Source organism: Bacillus sp. UNC438CL73TsuS30, from assembly GCF_000482325.1.
In the GTDB taxonomy this organism is placed as follows: Bacteria; Bacillota; Bacilli; order Bacillales; family Cytobacillaceae; genus Neobacillus.
The window spans coordinates 55,535-73,907 of record NZ_AXVA01000019.1; the positions used below are offsets into that span (position 1 = coordinate 55,535).

At 39.6% G+C, this 18,373-nt stretch carries 14 protein-coding genes; 10 read left to right on the forward strand and 4 right to left on the reverse strand.

Annotation, left to right across the window (positions count from 1 at the left end):
* Positions 1-216: 216 nt before the first annotated feature.
* Positions 217-1,770, reverse strand: coding sequence for an ABC-F family ATP-binding cassette domain-containing protein (locus M028_RS0108745; RefSeq protein WP_026573583.1), 1,554 nt, complete (start codon positions 1,768-1,770; stop codon positions 217-219).
* Positions 1,771-2,601: 831 nt separating this feature from the next.
* Here M028_RS0108745 and M028_RS32715 point away from each other — a divergent pair.
* Entirely contained in the window at positions 2,602-2,739 is a 138-nt protein-coding gene (locus tag M028_RS32715) for a hypothetical protein (protein ID WP_155925532.1), read from the forward strand.
* 290 nt (positions 2,740-3,029) lie between these two features.
* On the opposite strand, the gene M028_RS0108760 is transcribed toward M028_RS32715, so the two are convergent.
* Positions 3,030-4,247 (reverse strand): MFS transporter, encoded by a 1,218-nt coding sequence (locus tag M028_RS0108760; protein ID WP_026573584.1) that lies wholly within the window; start codon positions 4,245-4,247, stop codon positions 3,030-3,032.
* Positions 4,248-4,722: 475 nt separating this feature from the next.
* On the opposite strand from M028_RS0108760, the gene M028_RS0108765 reads away from it, so the two are divergent.
* From M028_RS0108765 to M028_RS0108785, 5 genes are all read left to right on the forward strand, one after another.
* Complete coding sequence (locus M028_RS0108765; RefSeq protein ID WP_026573585.1) at positions 4,723-7,059, forward strand: EAL domain-containing protein; 2,337 nt, start codon at positions 4,723-4,725, stop codon at positions 7,057-7,059.
* Positions 7,060-7,321: 262 nt separating this feature from the next.
* Positions 7,322-7,966, forward strand: coding sequence for a LytTR family DNA-binding domain-containing protein (locus M028_RS0108770; RefSeq protein ID WP_026573586.1), 645 nt, complete (start codon positions 7,322-7,324; stop codon positions 7,964-7,966).
* A gap of 119 nt (positions 7,967-8,085) precedes the next feature.
* Positions 8,086-9,606 carry an acetyl-CoA hydrolase/transferase family protein gene (locus M028_RS0108775; protein ID WP_026573587.1) on the forward strand — a complete coding sequence of 507 codons (1,521 nt, stop codon included), beginning with the start codon at positions 8,086-8,088 and terminating at the stop codon, positions 9,604-9,606.
* 302 nt (positions 9,607-9,908) lie between these two features.
* The gene (locus M028_RS0108780; RefSeq protein ID WP_026573588.1) at positions 9,909-10,412 is read left to right on the forward strand and encodes a hypothetical protein; all 504 of its coding nucleotides are present in this window, start codon (positions 9,909-9,911) and stop codon (positions 10,410-10,412) included.
* Between the two features lie 165 nt (positions 10,413-10,577).
* A complete protein-coding gene (locus tag M028_RS0108785; RefSeq protein WP_026573589.1) occupies positions 10,578-12,038 on the forward strand; it encodes a PAS domain-containing sensor histidine kinase in 1,461 nt (486 codons plus the stop codon).
* A 157-nt stretch (positions 12,039-12,195) separates the two neighbouring features.
* Here the strand turns inward: M028_RS0108785 and M028_RS0108790 are convergent, their stop codons facing one another.
* Positions 12,196-12,726 carry a ribonuclease H-like YkuK family protein gene (locus M028_RS0108790; protein ID WP_026573590.1) on the reverse strand — a complete coding sequence of 177 codons (531 nt, stop codon included), beginning with the start codon at positions 12,724-12,726 and terminating at the stop codon, positions 12,196-12,198.
* A 253-nt stretch (positions 12,727-12,979) separates the two neighbouring features.
* Here M028_RS0108790 and M028_RS0108795 point away from each other — a divergent pair, with 253 nt between their 5' ends.
* The 3 genes from M028_RS0108795 to ilvB all read left to right on the forward strand — a co-directional run bounded on the left by M028_RS0108795 (position 12,980) and on the right by ilvB (position 16,437).
* On the forward strand, positions 12,980-14,056 hold the full coding sequence (locus M028_RS0108795; RefSeq protein ID WP_035423984.1) for a DUF2157 domain-containing protein: 1,077 nt from the start codon (positions 12,980-12,982) through the stop codon (positions 14,054-14,056).
* Positions 14,049-14,600 (forward strand): GDYXXLXY domain-containing protein, encoded by a 552-nt coding sequence (locus M028_RS0108800; RefSeq protein WP_026573592.1) that lies wholly within the window; start codon positions 14,049-14,051, stop codon positions 14,598-14,600. Before M028_RS0108795 ends, M028_RS0108800 begins: the two co-directional genes overlap by 8 nt.
* A gap of 166 nt (positions 14,601-14,766) precedes the next feature.
* Positions 14,767-16,437, forward strand: a complete 1,671-nt coding sequence (gene ilvB / locus M028_RS0108805; protein WP_051590976.1) for a biosynthetic-type acetolactate synthase large subunit — start codon at positions 14,767-14,769, stop codon at positions 16,435-16,437.
* Between the two features lie 119 nt (positions 16,438-16,556).
* Here the strand turns inward: ilvB and M028_RS0108810 are convergent, their stop codons facing one another.
* Positions 16,557-17,294, reverse strand: coding sequence for an IclR family transcriptional regulator (locus M028_RS0108810; RefSeq protein WP_026573594.1), 738 nt, complete (start codon positions 17,292-17,294; stop codon positions 16,557-16,559).
* 198 nt (positions 17,295-17,492) lie between these two features.
* On the opposite strand from M028_RS0108810, the gene M028_RS0108815 reads away from it, so the two are divergent.
* Positions 17,493-18,347: a dimethylarginine dimethylaminohydrolase family protein gene (locus tag M028_RS0108815; RefSeq protein WP_035423995.1), complete on the forward strand. Its 855-nt coding sequence runs from the start codon at positions 17,493-17,495 to the stop codon at positions 18,345-18,347.
* Positions 18,348-18,373: the final 26 nt, after the last annotated feature.

The window sequence follows — 18,373 nt, forward strand, 5'->3', positions numbered from 1 at the left end:
TTGATGTACTCTTCCATTTCGCTGCTTTATTATAATAACTACTAAATATCAACTACATCGTATGTAACAATTCCACTTTTCATCTCCATTCCAAAAGAACTACTAAGAAAAACTTTTTTAAGAAATCTAACTATATTTTTATTGAAAATATTGGATGGTTTATAAAAAGGGGTACCCAGGTGAAGGTTTATTCATTGGGTACCCCTTAATCTTTATTTAAAACACTTTCGTAGTCCAATCCTCACAATTCCAAATATCGGTCGCAATTTCACGATAGAAATCAGGTTCGTGGGATACCATCAAAATACTTCCGCGATATGCCTTTAAAGCACGCTTCAATTCTTCTTTTGCATCCACATCCAAGTGATTGGTAGGCTCGTCTAGAATTAATAAGTTCGTTTCTGTGTTTAAAATTTTACACAAGCGGACTTTGGCCTTTTCGCCACCAGAAAGGACTTCGACTTTACTTTCAATATGTTTCGTCGTTAATCCACATTTTGCAAGAGCAGCACGGACTTCAGCTTGATTCATACTTGGGAACTCGCTCCAAATCTCTTCAATACAAGTGTTGTAGTTGGACTGTTTAACTTCCTGCTCGAAGTAACCAATGTATTGATACTCACCACGTTCCACTTTACCCTCCAGCGGATCAATCAACCCAAGGATACTTTTTAAAAGAGTAGACTTACCAATACCGTTCGCACCCACGAACGCAATTTTTTGTCCGCGTTCCATTTTCAAATTCAAAGGGCGAGAAAGTGGTTCATTGTAACCAATAACAAGATCTTCCGTCGTGAAAATCCAACGACTAGATGCACGAGCTTCTTTGAAATGAAACTCTGGTTTCGGCTTTTCTTTCCCCAATTCAATAACTTCCATTTTGTCGAGCTTCTTCTGACGAGACATCGCCATATTACGAGTCGCAACACTTGCCTTGTTACGAGCAACGAAATCTTTCAAATCAGCTATTTCTTGTTGTTGACGCTTGTAAGCGGACTCTAGCTGTTGCTTCTTCATTTCATGTATTTTTAAGAAGTTATCATAGTCACCGACATAGCGATTCAACTCTTGGTTTTCCATGTGATAGATCAAGTTAACAACATTGTTCAAGAATGGAATATCATGTGAAATCAAGATAAATGCATTCTCATATTCCTGTAAATAGCGCTTCAACCATTCGATATGCTGTTCATCCAAATAGTTCGTTGGCTCGTCTAGTAATAGGATTTCAGGCTTTTCTAGCAAAAGCTTAGCTAGCAAAACTTTCGTACGTTGCCCACCGCTAAGATCATCTACATCTCGATCGAGTCCAACATCATCTAATCCTAGACCACGAGCAACTTCCTCAACTTTTGAATTAATTCGATAGAAATCATTACTATCTAAAGTTTCTTGTAGCTCTCCAACTTCTGCAAGTAATGCATCGATATCAGCGCCTTCATCACCCATTTTTGCATAAAGTTCATTGATCTCTGATTCAGCATCAAAAAGATATTGAAAAGCAGTACTCAAAGCTTCTCGCATCGTAGTACCTTTTTGAAGTACAGCATGCTGATCCAAATAACCAACACGAACTTTTCGTGACCACTCAACTTTCCCCTCGTCGGGTTGCAACTTCCCAGTAACAATATTCATGAAAGTAGACTTACCCTCACCATTTGCCCCAACTAGTCCAACATGCTCACCTTTTAAAAGTCGAAAAGACACATTATTGAAAATCGCACGATCACCGAAACCGTGACTTAAATTTTGTACGTTTAATACGCTCATTTTTTTAACCCCTTATCTAATGTCACATGTGGATATCTTACTAGATTTTGACTGCTTTTTCTATCTGAAAGTTATTTTTTGTGAAAAATGTAATTCGATTTTTGAGATGAATTGCAGACTGCCCCAGCTTAATAAAATGAGATTATTGAATTATATTTACTTGGCTGTATAACAATTGTGTAAGAGTCTATTATACAACCTAACCTGGAGGTAAGAAATGAGTTATTCCTACTTGGGAATAAATGTAGAAAAAATGAAAGAATTGGTTGAGTTCTAAACAAAACCTTTTTAAAAGTCAGAAAAGAGCCTCTCCATAGGAGTGGCTCTTAAATTTTAGGATAGGCAGATGAAAGTGAGCTATACAAAAATTTGATTTAGGCTTATTTTAAACCGGGAAAAAGATGAACGGAAACGGTATCATCTTTTGTAAAGACTCCGTTAAACTTGTATTGAGCATCGATTAAAAGAGGTATTTCTACAGAATTGTTAACCGGAGAGAAATAAGAAAATTGGTATTCTAGAAGAATTACTTAAATGAGTATAGTGGATACTTATATTAATAATTACTATTGACAGCTTGTTAAATATAGATTAGTATGAATTTACACAAAATTCATCCCTAGAAGGATTACCTCTTTCGAGATCGGTGAATATATTCTTTGAACTCAATTAGTAAACAAACTGATGAATCTTCTGAACTCCGAGAGATCGGAGAAATAAAGTAGATCAAAGCCAGTTGTATTATCCGGAATTATTCCGATTAATACAGCTGGCTTTTTTGCTATATGAGTTAAAGAATCAATAGAAAAACCTGGAGAGGTGGAATTGTATATGAACATGATCAGAGATTTAGTAGACAAATGTATCAGTTGCCATCAAGAATTAGCCCCCTGTGAAAGGAACCGCAGTGAATGTCTGGATTGCCGGGATAAAACCATTGAGGCATACGGAGATGATTCTGAGGAGTAGCGAGTGCTATGAATGCTTATTTGGCAGTATCAAAGGGGGAATGACCTTTTAATGGCGATGAACACAACAACAATTAGGGAAATGGATACTAAATTTAAAGAGGAAGATGAATAATATCCAGGAAAGTGAATGCAACAGGGGAGTTCAATAATACCCAATTTAACGGGTCAGCCTTGTTCAAAAATGGTTTGATGATTGGAAAGCTTTTTTCGGTCTTTAAATAAAAAGTGAGCAATGTAAAAAAGGGAAGTTTGGGCTTACACTTCCCTTTTTTGATATTCTATGAGAGACTATCCAGCACGCTTCAATTCTACAGATTCCACTCTTTGATTTTTCTTAAGACCAAGCATCACAATAAAGGATACACAGTAAAGAACCGCCAAATATGTCATCGCGATAGTCATATCATAGTTTTGCAAAATGTAGCCAACCAGAATTGGTGACAGTCCTCCAAGTGCACGTCCAAAGTTGAAAATTGCGTTTGTGGCGGTACTGCGGATTTGAACTGGATAGTAACTGCTAATAAGTGCGCCATAGCCTGCAAACATTCCGTTTGAAAAGAACCCAACGATTGCCCCGCCAATGAGTACAGCTGCACCACCTGCGGCTTGCGAGTATAAGAACACCGCTGAGGCAGAGGCAAGCAAGAAAATCCCGTAAGAACGTTTCATCCCAAGGCGGTCGATGAATTGACCAAAGGTCAGCATTCCAATCAACATCCCAACTGCCGTGCTGATTGTCCATAAAGCCGAACTTGAAACGGACAATCCTTGTGATTTTTGCAGCATAGATGGCAGCCAAATCATCAAGCCGTTATAGCCGGCAATTTGTACAGTTGCCATAATTGCTAATGAAATGGTAGTCATGGATGTTCTCGGTGTAGCAAATAATTGAGGAAGTTTGCTTTTTTCGAGTCTTTTATCTGCCTTTTGGCGTTTTTGAGCTGCCAGCCATTCCGGTGATTCCTTTAAGTTTTTACGTACCATAATGGCGAATATAACCGGAATAATTCCGACAAAAAACAATGCTCTCCAGCCGAATGCAGGAAGGATGACCGCACTAAGTACGGCTGCGATAATAACCCCAAATTGAGCACCAATACTTACATAAGATGAGGCCCTGCCTTGTTTTTCCTTTGGCCATGCCTCTGCTACTAGCGTCATGCCAATTCCGTATTCCCCACCTGCACCGAGTCCGGCGATGAATCTGAAAATGTAAACTTGTTCTATATTAGTTGCCATTCCGGTTAAAGCTGTACCGATGGCAAAGAAGAGAATACTATACGTAAACGTCCGAACCCGGCCAAACTTATCTGCAAGAATTCCAAAAATCACTCCGCCTGCAAGCATTCCTAGATTCGTAATCGAAGAAATAAGTCCTCCTGTAGCTAAATCAATGTGAAAATTGGCAATAATCATTGACATGGCGAAGGAGATAAACATAATGTCCATGCCTTCTAGTGTCAAACCCGTTACTGACGCAACAACTGTTTTTTTCTGATAGTTCATTTTTGATACCCTCCAGTTTTTTACAAATGTTTGAAGGGAATGGATACTCAAATTCAGTAAATGAATCTTCCATTCTCTTTTCAAGCCTCACAGGACTACGTTAAAAAGAGTACTGCGTAATACTAAAAATGCCCTTTCGTCACAGAGGACAAAAGGGCATGGATAGACTAAGCCTATTTCATTATTACGCGCCCTTTTCAGCCTCTCTGGACTGATTTTTAAAGGAAATATTATATTACTATATATACTAGCATGCTTATAAATTTCGTTCAATGGAAATTTAAATATGATTATTTGAAAAAATTTACAATAAATATTTATAACGGATGATGATAAAATCAAACTAATATGAATAAAAAGTTCTGCAACTTTCGACAGATTTGAAGTGGGAGAGGGGCATTCTTTTTACACAATTTAGAAGTATGATTCCTTACCAAATCAGCTAATGCCTTTAATCATAGAAAGGAAAAGATGGATGAAACTAAAAGTAAAAACGCTCTTGGTTGTAGGTATTACGATGTTTCTTTTTCTCACTCTTCTTTTCATCTTTATTCGCCCCTTTTTACTTGAGGATTCAATCGAATTAGATCAAAACAATTCGTTAAAAGATCTCGATCGAGTTCAAAATTACTTGAAATCTAATATGGATAATCTGAATCGAACAAATCGGGATTGGGCTGTCTGGGATGATAGCTATTTCTTTTTGACAGGAGAAAATCCGGATTTCCCAAAAGCAAGTCTTCAAAATGGTACGTTTGAAAATAACGAAGTCAATTTTATGCTATATATTAATAATCAACACCAGATCATTTTTCAAAAGGCTTATGATTATAAAAAACATCAGCAGCTCTCAATAAATAGTGATTTTTATAAAGTGTATTTACCTCTTTTAGATGCTGTAAATAATGGCAGAAGTCCTCTATTGATTACAACGGATCTTGGCCTGGCAATATCTTCTATTCAACCGGTGAATCGAACGAATGGTCAGGGTCCGTCTCCTGGAACGTTAATCATGGGACGTTTGATTAATAACGGCTCGATTTTAGATATTGGGGAGGAACTCCAGCTTACACTTTCTTTACATCGGACGGACCAGCGGTATTTTTCATTACAGCATATTGTTAAACCAATAAGTGAAACAGAAATGGAAGGTTCGTTGTATTTACAAGATTACGCTAAAAAAAATGCGTTTGAAATTAGGCTAATCAATAAACGGAATTTCTATTTACAGAAACAGGCCAACGTGAAACAATTGACTTTCTATTTAATCCTTACAAGTCTGTTCTTTATTGTGCTGACGATTTTTTTGCTAAATAAATATATCCTTTCTCGCGTCCGGGAATTGTCCTCACAGCTATTTACGATACAAAATAAAAAAGATATTAATTCGAGAATTAGTATTAGTAATGGTCCAAAGGACGAATTAACAGATTTGCAGCATTCGATTAATCAGATGCTGTCCTCACTTGAAGAGAAGCATAGCGAAGTTATTAATCTTGCCTATTACGACCAGCTGACCCAGTTGCCAAACCGGTATTTTTTCTTTCAGGAATTTACCAACCGTTTGGAGCAAAATCAAAGTAAAATGGCCGTTTTATTTTTAGATTTGGATGGTTTTAAGCGAGTAAATGACTCATTGGGACACAAAGTTGGCGATGCCCTGCTTCGAAGTGTTTGCGCACGGGTGCTGCCCATGATTAATGAAAAAAACGGAATAATCGCCCGCTATGGCGGCGATGAATTTGTTATTTTACTAAAATATGAAAGTATATCCGAACTGGAAATACTTTCAGAGGAAATTCTATATAAAGTAGGACAGGAATATCAATTGCCGCCATTCAAAACGGTTGTTACTGCCAGTATCGGGATTAGTTTGTACCCACATGACGGTGAAACGATTGAACAGTTATTGCAAAGTGCCGATATTGCCATGTACGAGGCAAAACGGAAAGGAAAGAATCAATACTTCTTTTTCCAGGATCTCGCGGAAGACAGCAGTTATAAAAATTTGCTAGAACTTGAAAACGATTTAAAATTCGCTCTGCAAAAAAATCAATTGGAATTAAATTATCAAATAATTGTTTGCGGAGTCGATAAAAGCATTGTCGGGGTGGAAGCACTTTTACGCTGGAACCACCCAGAAAAAGGAATGATTCCTCCAGGTAAGTTCATTCCGATAGCCGAAGAAACGGGATTAATGCCGGCGATTGGGTTATGGGTATTAGAGGAATCGGTAAAACAAGTAAGTATTTGGCATCAAGCCGGATGGGATCAAATGACCTTGTCTGTTAATATCTCAAAATCGCAGATGAAGGACCACAGCTTGATTGAAAAGCTGGATCAGGTTATGAAAGATTATGCGTTTCCGCCATCGATGCTGCAAATTGAAATAACTGAGAGTGATATTCATCATTACCTTGATGAGGTTCTCCAATTTACGAAAGATCTGAAAAAGCGAAACGTTAAAATTGCCTTAGATGACTTTGGGGTAGGGAATTCTTCCTTACTGTATTTAAAGGAATTGCCGATTGATGTCATCAAAATTGACCGTAATTTCATTAAAAATGTACCGGCCCAGCCTTTTGATACGATTCTGTTATCAGGAATTTTTGAAATTATCAAGGGGCTGGATCTAGAGGTCATTGTCGAGGGAATTGAAACAGAGGAACAAATCCATTATATAATCGCCCTCATTCGAACAAAATTACAGGGATTTTATTTTAGCCGTCCATTACCAAGTAGTAAGCTAGAAAAGGAGTTTCTTGGGATGGGGTATGAAAAAAATGAGGAAATAGGGCAGTTAGGAAATTAATATTGTATAAAGCCGGACATTTATAAAGTTCAATTAAATAAAAATGGAAGCAGGCACCGTTTGTATAACGGTGTCTGTTTTTTATAGGACTTAGTAATCTTTCTATTAGATTTATAAGAGGGCGGGACTAGGATTGAGAGGATATGGTCCGATGTTTAAATGGTATACTATTATAGTAGAATTTTAAGTGCATGTCACAATGTTCCGACCTGAGGATCTAGAATGGGGCGTTGTGAAATTTTGTAGGAGGAGGGGCCGGAATATGGAAAGCATTACTGTCGTTTCTCTTCTAGATGTAATCAGTGAATTGTTTTCTGATGAAATCTCTATTGCGGTATCTAATAAGACGGAATATATCTATTATCGGCCAAGTAAACGGGTTGATTTAAAAATCAGGCCTGGGGACCTGTTAAAGGAAGGGACCATTGCCCACAAAGCGATTCAATCGAAGCAAAAAATTTCTGAATTTATTGATCGAGATGTTTTTGGTATTCCTTATCATGGGATGGCGGTGCCCTTTTTTCATGATGGAAAGCTAGAAGGCTGCGTTACTGCTATTTTTCCATCCTTAACAAGCGGGAAATTAGTTGTAACGATTAAAACGGAGGATGGCTGGCTTCCCATTCCTTTTTCACAGGTGGTCTACTTGGAAGCCAAGGATAAAAAGACGTATGTTTTTGGCAAGGAGCATAGTGGGACGCATAAATACTCCCTTCAGGAATTTGAATTTCTGCTGCCAAAGGATTATTTTATCCGCTGTCACCGCTCGTTTATTGTGAATGTGAATCATATTAAAGCGATTTATCCTGATACCCATTCTACGTTTGTTCTTTCGATGGATAATGGTGATCAAGTTCCGGTGAGTCAATCCTATTCCAGTTATTTTCGCCGCTTGCTTGGATTTTAAAAAATTCTGTTTTATCCCTTAAAATTGCTGTTTTATCTGAATTTTTCGTAACTAATCCTTGAAATCCCCAATTGGTCAACCTTATCTGTAAAATATTAGGTAAGGGGGTTGGATGGGATATGGATAAACGGTTTGATCGGATTCGTGATTCAAGGCTCTGGAACCGGGTCGTAACACCTGAGGAAGCAGCATCTTGGATTCAAGATGGGATGACATTAGGGTTAAGTGGATTTACCCGTGCCGGTGACGTGAAAGCGGTTCCGTTTGCGTTAGTGAAACGGGCGGAAAATGAATCCTTTAAGGTGAATGTGTATACCGGGGCTTCTTTAGGTTCCGATGTGGATAAGCTGTTTGCTGAAGCGGGGATTTTAGGAAAACGACTGCCGTTTCAAGCGGATCCTACCATGAGGAGCAAAATTAACAATGGTGAGATTTTGTTTGTCGATCAACATTTATCACACACCGCTGAATTGGTTCGGGCTAATGTCATGGACCCAATTGATGTGGCTATTTTGGAAGCGTTCTCAATTACGGAGGATGGAATGGTGGTTCCAACGACTTCGATTGGGAACTCCTTATCGTTCGCAGCAAATGCCAAGTCCATTATTATTGAAATCAATTTGGCTCATCAGGTGAACCTAGAGGGACTGCATGATTTATATGAGCTTGGAAAGCAAGGAGAACGGGACCCGATTCCTTTAACGAAAGTGGATGACCGGATTGGGACAATTGGAATTCCGGTGGACCTTGAAAAGGTGAAAGGAATTGTATTTACCAATCAGCTGGATTCTCCGTCTACGATTGTTTCACCTGATGAGGAAACGGTTGTCATGGCCCAGCATTTAATGGAGTTTTTGCGCAAAGAGATTGCCGCAGGCAGGCTGACGGAACGACTTGCCCCGCTGCAATCTGGAATTGGTTCGATTGCCAATGCGGTTCTCCATGGAATGGTTGATTCAGAGTTTCACGATTTAGAGGTTTATTCAGAGGTATTACAGGATGCCGTTTTTGATTTAATGGACGCAGGAAAGGTTCAGTTTGCCTCTTGCTGTTCGATTACGCTTTCGGATGCAAAAATGAAAGAGGTTTTTGCAAACTTTGACCGATACCGGGATCGATTGATTATGCGGCCGCAGGAGATTTCCAATCATCCGGAAATTATCCGCCGCCTTGGCTTGATTTCAATTAACACTGCATTAGAATTAGATATTTACGGGAATGTCAATTCAACCCATGTGTTAGGAACGAAAATGATGAACGGTATTGGCGGATCCGGTGATTTTGCGCGGAATGCCCGCTTAGCTATTTTCGTTACAAAATCAATTGCCAAGGGTGGCAAAATTTCAAGTATTGTTCCGTTTGTTTCACATGTTGACCATACAGAGCATGATGTCGATGTGATTGTGACGGAACAAGGATATGCGGATTTGCGCGGATTGGCTCCACGGCAGCGGGTGGAACTGATCATCGAGCGTTGTGCACATCCAATGTATCGCGAGCAGCTTCGAGAATATTATCGTGAGGCTCTGGTTCGGGGAGGGCAGACCCCTCACGTATTAGAAAAAGCACTTTCATGGCACACCAACTTTGCAGCGAACGGGACAATGCTGCAGCAGCAGAAGGTTGCCGAAACGGTTTAATTTGTGATAATGATGTCAACTGTCATATAAATGGATGGGGATCTTGGGACGGACGGTTTGACCATTATAAAAATTGGAGCATCTGGATATTTATATCCAGGTGTTTTTTTGACTAAATGTGAAGGCCATAATAGTTAAGCGATGGTGGTTTTAAAATTGTGAAGGAAATGGCAAAAGTGGTAAAGGAAGCTATATAATATTAGGGACTGATTCTCAAAGTGCTATGGCTTTAATGTATTTTGGTGTCAGCCACAATTTTTTTGAGGCAACATGCAAATCCACTATGGAAGAAGGGGATCATTTTGTATCACCGGCTTTGGCTGATTGTTAATGCTGCGTTAGTCGTTATTTTGACAGTATATATTTGGATCATAAGCCCTCATGATAGTTCTAGAGTGGTTTTGGCTCAATTATTGGCGCAGATTGCTGTGATTCTTTTCATCTTGAATGTGAATATGTATTTCATTTTTCTTGTGATTCGGAATACTTCGCAACGAAATGTGAAGATTCGACTTGCGAAATTTTCAAGAGCTTTAATGAAGTGGCATATAAAAATAGGAGTCTCCGCTACCATTCTTATTTTGGCCCATGCGTTGATTAATTTAAGTAAGGTGGGGCCGCTGGTTGGTTTTACTCATGTAAAATTTGTAAGCGGTTATCTTGCAATCCTATTGCTTTCGGTCACATTATTCGCCGGCTATTTGCGTCATAAGAAGTCCTCCGGATTTCGGCGTAAATTCCACCTTACCTCAGCTATGATCTTCTTGGCAGCTTTTCTAATCCATATTTTTGTCCTCCTTAGTTAAAGAAGATCATTCCCGTGTCCATGTGGAATGGACAAATCAACCGTTTTGTCCACAAACGGTGCCTGTCACCTTATTCTGTCACTATATTGAAAAAAGTTCTTTTATTTACCGCAAAATTCAGTAAAATGGATGGAGAGTATATTTGTAGCGGTGGGAGAGATTTCTATGTCGATGAGTATCCCGATTTTTGGTAATGGAAATGAATTGGTCTTATATAATCCTGATGAATTAATTGACCTGTTTCTCAATTGTACAGCAGACGGATTTGCGATCGTCGATATGGAAAATCGATTCATTCGCATAAACCCCGTGTATACACAAATTTTCGGTTATACAGTGGAAGATGTTATTGGAAAGAGGTTTGATGATTTTCCACATTCTGATTTAGTGAAGGAAATTATTGAAGAGGTCAAACTAGGCAAATCGTTTACCAATATGATTACTCAATGGTTTCATAAAGATGGCACGGCCCTTGACATATCCGTTTCCTATTCGCCTTTTCGAAATTCGAATGGTGAAATGATCGCCATTATTGCGACTTATCGTGATATTACACATACCGTTTTAATGGAAAAGGAGTTAAAACGAACACGTGAATTGTATAAATTAATTACGGAAAATACAACCGATATGATAAAAGTTTATTCAAAGGATTATGATATTCTCTATGCTTCCCCATCCCATGAACAAAGAATTGGATACACTCCCGAACAATTAGTGGGCAGAAGTATATTTGATTTGGTTTTTCCTGAGGAAATGGAAGATTTCAAAAAGATGTTTCAAAAAATAGAGGAAACAGGGGAATCCCAAGTTTTTCAAGTGAAAATGAAGACAAGTACGAACGAAATTATTCATTCTGAATCCAATATTAGTCCAATTTTTAATGAAAAAAAAGAAGTTGAATCATATGTCACGGTAGGAAGGGATATAACCGAGAGAGTGAACAATGATGCTGCGTTTCGGAATTTGGATAGACTATCCATCATCGGACAATTAGCGGCAGGTGTTGCCCATGAAATCCGAAATCCGTTAACCTCTTTAAAGGGGTTCTCCAAACTTTTAAGAAGTACAGCAAATAAGGAAAAGAATGACCAATACTTATCAATTATTATGAATGAATTAGACCGGATTGATATGATTGTGAATGAGTTTATGTCCTTAGCAAAACCACAAGCAATCCATTTTGAACGGGAACAGTTAATATCAATCTTGGACAGCACCATTAACGTACTGCATCCACAGGCACTCTTGCATGGAGTAGAAATCAAAATAAATTATCCAACTGACCATGTTGAGATTAATTGCAGTCTGCATCAGCTTAAACAAGTATTCGTTAACTTTTTGAAAAATGCAATAGAAGCCATGCCAAAAGGCGGGACTGTACATATTAATGTAGAAAAAGTGAACCGCAATCGAGTCGTGATTTACTTTACGGATGAAGGTGTGGGGATTGAACAGGAACGCTTGAATTACCTAGGAACACCCTTTTACACCACAAAAGATAAAGGAATTGGACTCGGATTAACCGTTAGCAATAAAATCATCCAAGAACATTGTGGAACAATGAAAATACAAAGCCAACTCGGTGTCGGCACAACCATCACCGTAGAATTGGACTGTTTATAAATTTAAAAGTGACATCATAAAAAAGGTGACAAAAAAGAGTGACAGGCACCGCCCGTGGACAAATTGGTTATATTGTCCATGTGGGGTGGATAATGCTGTTTTTCGCCTGTTTGCCTGACTCTCAGGGCGCTTGGTTAGCGTGCTGGGTGTCAGGCTTTTATTTTGTGTAGCGGTTTGCATAGCTTGAGGCGACAAAAGCATCCGGTTTGATTTTTGGCTCGACCCCCATTGACTCCATTCTGGTTACCATTTCTTTTACAAATGCGCTGGTTTTATTCCGTTTTCCTGCTCCAATATCAATATGTCCTTCCATGACAAAGGTTGCCCCCTGATAAAGATGTGGAAGAATAATATTGATGAGCTCATTTTTTCGCCCCTCTGTAAACATGGAGACGATTTCCTCTGTCAGGGATAATTCAAGTGAAATCCGTTCATGCAGCTGAAGCATTTTTCGTGGAACAACGTATTTCCGAATACAAGCCCATACCCCGTTCCCTTCGTTTTGAATGACAATGCCCGTGATAAAAACAGTATAAGATCGATGAACCTGCGAGTCTGTTCCGACCATTAACCGGTAGTTTCCCAAAGGGTCAGATTTCATGAAAGAAACAATTTGGCTAAATACATGCTCAAATGTCATATTTTGTTCTTGAAGGTTTTGAAATAAATAATCTTGATTTTTACTCATCTGGAAGCACCACATCTTCCTTTTTCAGCAGAATAAACCGCTTTTATTTCTATCTTATGGAAAAAGTTTTTATGACGTGCAACTGAGAATGATCTTAAAAAAGAGTGAAATTTTTATAAGGGAGCAATAACATATCGGAAGAAAATTTGTTTGTTTTTAGGAAGAATATACTAAAAAATCATATAATTGTTAAAATGGGATTAGAAAGAAGTGGTACCTTAAAGATATTTTTATACAGAAAGGGGCGAGATTAGTGACCAAGCGGAAAGTAAAACAGAATGAGTTTGAATTTTTAAAGCGGGAACTTCAGTTTTTAGAGGATTCAGAGACTATCCCCAGGGGGAAGGCCAAAGAAATTCAAGAGTTATATAAAGTGGAGGAAAAGCTATCTTTTACAAAAACTCTCTTATATGTTGGGTCCATTTTGATTGGGGTAGGGATTCTTAGTTTTATCGCCAGCAATTGGAGTGAAATTGGAAAGACGATTAAGCTTCTGTTTATTCTCTGTTTGTACCTTGGATGCAACTTTGCTGGATTCAAGCTGGAAAAAAGCTTACCAAAAACATCTAGAAGCTTTTATTATCTGGGTGTGATGGTTTTCGGAGCGGGAATATTCCTGATTGGACAAATGTTCCACTTTGGCGGCAGTTTTCAGGGGGCTTTTTTATGGTGGACCATTGGCATTTTGCCTTTAACCTGGGTGCTGCGGGATAAATGGATGCTCCTTGTTTCTGCTTTGTTTACCCTTATTTATATGCTGGATGAACCGTTCCTTCAAGGAGATCGTATCCCAATTTGGACGATTCTGTTGATAGCGGTCATTTATTTCCTGAATGAAAAAATTGGTTTTTCGCGAACAGTAGGGTTTGTGAATGGGCTGCAACAGCTTGTATTTATCAGCACGGTTATTACCTTCTTTATCGGAGGAGACGATGAGTTCCTATATCTTTATGGGTTAATCTATTTAGCTCTTGGCATTGCGCTTATTCTTAGAAGATCAAAAATTAGAGATGTCTATGTTTTATTGGGACACCTTATTCATGGAATCGCCGCTCTGATGCTATCCTTCGAGGATGTCTGGCCTTCTTCGATTGATTGGGTGTATATTCCGTTTTCAATTCTTTACCTGATTTTTGTACTATTTTTAGTGAATCGGGGCAGTTTGTTTAGCATTGTGATTCTTTGCGGACTGATTTTCCGGTTTTATATCGACCTATCATTTGATTTTCTGCCAAAATCGCTTGTGTTTATCATAGGCGGACTTCTCCTGCTTGGATTTGGTTTTTATTTTGAAAAACAGAGGAAAAAAGGGGGGAGTGTTCATGAATAAGCAGACGCGGGGAAAGCAGTTGATATTGGCTTGCTTGGTACCGGTGGTCATTCTCCTTGGTATGTGCTTTACCCCTTTATTTACTTTGATGACCGGGAAAGAAATCATTCTTCAAACCATTCCAGTTGACCCAACGGATTTGTTTCGGGGAGACTATGTAACCCTTCGGTATGAAGCGGAGGAGGTCCCGAAGGAGTTGGTGGAAGAGGAAGTGGTAAATAAAATGAAAGATGGGCGGGGTGGAATCAAGGTATACGTGACGTTGAAGAAAAAGAATGGAATCGACACCCCGGTCAAGGTCTCACTTGTAAAACCAAAATCGGGCGCTATATATCTAAAAGGAACCTTGGACTATATTGGGGATAATCGGGACCAAAATGAAGTTGCCTTCATTCAATACAGCCTGGATAAATATTTTGTTGAGGATAACACAGGAATGGATTGGGAAGCGGCCTCAGTAAAAGGAGAAATCCTAGCCACAGCCAAAGTCAAAAACGGCTATGCGATCCTAACCGGAATCGAAAAAAAGCGACCAAAAAAGTGACAGGCACCGTACGTGGACAAATGGCTATTTTTGTCCGCGTAGGGTGGACTCGGGTGCCCATGTCTTTTAGAACGACTCCCAAAATGATAGATAAGCATGATATATCTCACATACTTTTGATTTCTGATGATTTAAAATATTAGAAAATTGGAAATCAGGTGAAGGTATGTTTTTGCAAAGAGAGGTTACAGAAAAAATAGGATTATTTGAGTCTTTAAGTCTTTTAGAAGTGGAATGTGTTTTTGGGTGTGATGACCGCTGCCTGCTTCTAGGTGTTGACCAATCAAACATTCGATATGTTCAGTTAAATCATGAACAGGCTGCAGTTCATGCAGCGGATGGCTTTGCCCGAGCGACAGGGAAACCCGGTGTGGTTCTCCTATCAAACGCTGCCGGAGTAACTAACGCAATTACAGGAATTGCAACGGCTTATAGCGATTCAGTACCCCTTGTCCTTATCACGGGTCCGCTTGTAGCTAAACCGCAAATTAAGGAAGCATTTCAAGATTTGGATGTTTTGGGAATCACGATGCCGATTACAAAGTACTCTTTTAAGCAGAAGGATTGGGAATGTTTATCCGAGGCGCTGCAAAATGCTTTAACCATAGCAGAAGAGGGCAGACCCGGTCCCGTTTTAATCGAATATGCGGCGGGGCCTTTAACGAATAATCAGGATAGACTTCTAAGTTATCCGCGTCCTCGAAGTCACATAAGTAAGGGACAGATGGAAAAATCGATTGAATCGGCCGCAGAATTGATTGAAGCTGCAAGGAAACCGGTTCTATTTATTGGCGGTGGAGTGATTTCTTCCGGCGCAGCCAACTTTTTAAGGGGAATTGTTCGGCAGGCTCGAATACCGGTAGTCAGCTCCCTTATGGGAATTGGTGCGATGGAGGCTGCAAATCCGCTGTACTTGGGAATGCTGGGGATGCATGGAACTTTTGCTGCAAATAAAGCTGTTCACCAATGTGATTTACTGATTAGTATCGGGGTCCGTTTTAGTGACCGGGTCACAGGGAAAATCAGTGGGTTTTCACCAAAATCAAAAAAAATCCATGTCGATGTGGATCCGGCTGAAATCAATAAGATCATTGCGGTAGACCTGCCAATTGTGAGTGATGCAAAAGAGTTTCTTTGCGAGCTTAAAGGGCGGTTAGATTATCAGCAGATTTTAAGAAATGTTGAAATTTGGACGAATGAAGTAATTGGGTGGAAGCGGACAGTGCCGAGATTTGACAAGTCTCATAGTCTTCTTAGCCCGCAGACAGTGATAAAAAAGCTGTGTGAATATTCAGCTCAAGATACAATCGTTGTTACGGATGTGGGACAGCATCAAATTTGGACAGCACATCATTATGCTTTCACAACCCCTAGAACATTGATTACATCAGGCGGTTTAGGAACAATGGGGTATGGGCTGCCGGCGGCAATTGGTGCAGCTGCGGCATGTCCGGGAAAGCCGGTCCTTTGTGTATCCGGTGACGGCAGCTTTCAAATGAACCTGCAGGAATTAATCATAGCAGTAAGATATCAACTTCCGATCAAGATTGCGATCCTTAATAATGGATACCTTGGTATGGTTCGTCAGTGGCAGGAGCTCTTTTACCATGGACGCTATTCTTCCGTAAAAATTGGCTCACCAAGTTTTGCAAAACTGGCAGAGGCTTATGGCGTTCCCGGATATGAGGCTCGGACCGAGGAGGAAGTTGAACGGGTGATAGCAGAGGCTTTTCAGCACAGCGGCCCAGCTTTAATAGAATTCGATGTAATAGAAGAGGAAAATGTATACCCAATGGTACGGCCCAACCATAGCAACCACCAAATCATCCTAGAGTGACCACTAAGGTGACAGGCACCCTTCGTGGACAAAAGGTCATCTTTGTCCGTGTGGGGTGGACACCCTGTTGGATAGTGGTACGAAACAAAAAGGCAGAAGCTTAGAAATCTGCTTCTGCCTTAAAATTTGTATCCTAATTTTGAGGAAATGCGGATTCCGTATTCGACTACTTTTTCCTTTAAAAAGGTTTGTCTTTCTTCTGATATATTAAAGGAAACGTACCCGATGCTGATGGCGCCCATCAGTTCATTTAATTGATTAAAAACCGGTGCCGCAACAGAGGAAGTTCCCGGTGTTTTCTCTCCGTGGCTTTCTCCAAATCCCTTTGCATGTACCTCATTTAAAACTCCAATAAAAGTCTCCTGCTCCTCTTTCGGAACCAGTGCATCTACGATTTTTGCTGCCTCTGATCTTGGCATGTTTGCTAGCATCGCTTTATTGGCAGCACCGACATTCAGAGGAATCCGGATCCCTAATTGATCATAGATACGAATCGGGTTGTGCTGGCAGTCAATCCTCTCGACAATCAACGATTCCAGTCCAATTGGTTTACTAAAATACACACTCTCTTCAACCTCTAGCATTAATTTTTCCATTTCTGGACGGATCTGACCAACAAAGTCAAAAGTATCATACATTTGCAAACCATACTCTAACCACTTAGTCCCTAACGAATAGAGCTTTAAAGCGGGGTCCTGTTGAATCAAACCATGTTTTTTCATGGATTGTAAGATTCGATGCATTGTACTTACAGGTAACTCGCACTCCTTCGATAAATCGGTAATGGAAAACCACTTTTTTGTTTCAGTTCCGGCAAGGACAGCCGCAACCTGCATGGCGCGGTCAATTGTCTGCATATACTCAACTCCTATTCCTTTCTATTATCTACTATAGCGGGAAAAATTTAAAAACAAAATTATTCAGTAAATTCATAAAATATTGACATGTGATTACATCTATCATACTATTTTATTAATAGATTTTCCTCTGTAGGGAAATGTATTCCGTAATGTGGAAAAATAGTAGGAGGGGTAAATTTGTCGTACAGTCAATCCATGCATAAAAAACTAGGCCATGTCATTGTGAAACATCCAAAAGATGCGTTTCTTAACCAAGAACATTTAAGTAAGGAATGGAAAAAATTCAACTACCTTGAGGAGCCTGATTTTACAAAAGCTCAACAAGAATATGAAAAGTTCCTTTCGATTTTGAATCAGCATGTAGAACAGATTGATTTTTTACCAACTTCAGAGAGTGTTGGTTTGGACTCGCTCTATGCCCACGATCCTGTTAAGTTCACCAAAAATGGAGCAATTATTTTAAAATCAGGAAAAAAACTGCGCCAGCCTGAAGCTGGGGTATATAAGGAATTTTTACAGGAAAAAGGAATTCCGATTATTGGGGAACTTACTGGCGATGCTGTCTGTGATGGCGGAGACATTGTCTGGCTTAATGACCGGACACTACTTGTCGGACGTGGTTATCGCACGAATGATGAAGCGATTCGGCAGTTAAAAGAAATCACGAAGGATTTAGTGGATGAATTTATTGTCGTGCAGCTTCCGCATGACCAAGGCGAGGATGAATGTCTCCATCTTATGTCGTTTATTAGCTTGGTTGATGAGGATTTAGCTGTTGTTTATTCAAGATTAATGCCTGTATTTCTACGGCAAATGCTGATTGAGCGCGGCATTCAATTAATAGAGGTTCCAGATGATGAATATCTTCGACTCGGGTGCAATGTTCTTGCTCTGGCACCGCGTGTTTGTATGATTGCCTCTGAAAACCCTTCCACGAAGCAACAGTTACTTGATGCCGGGGCAACAGTTTATGAGTACGAAGGAAATGAAATTTCTTACTTGGGAACTGGCGGTCCGACATGTCTTACATGTCCTGTTGTCCGTTCATAATACATTAAACGAAGGGTGTGGGAAGT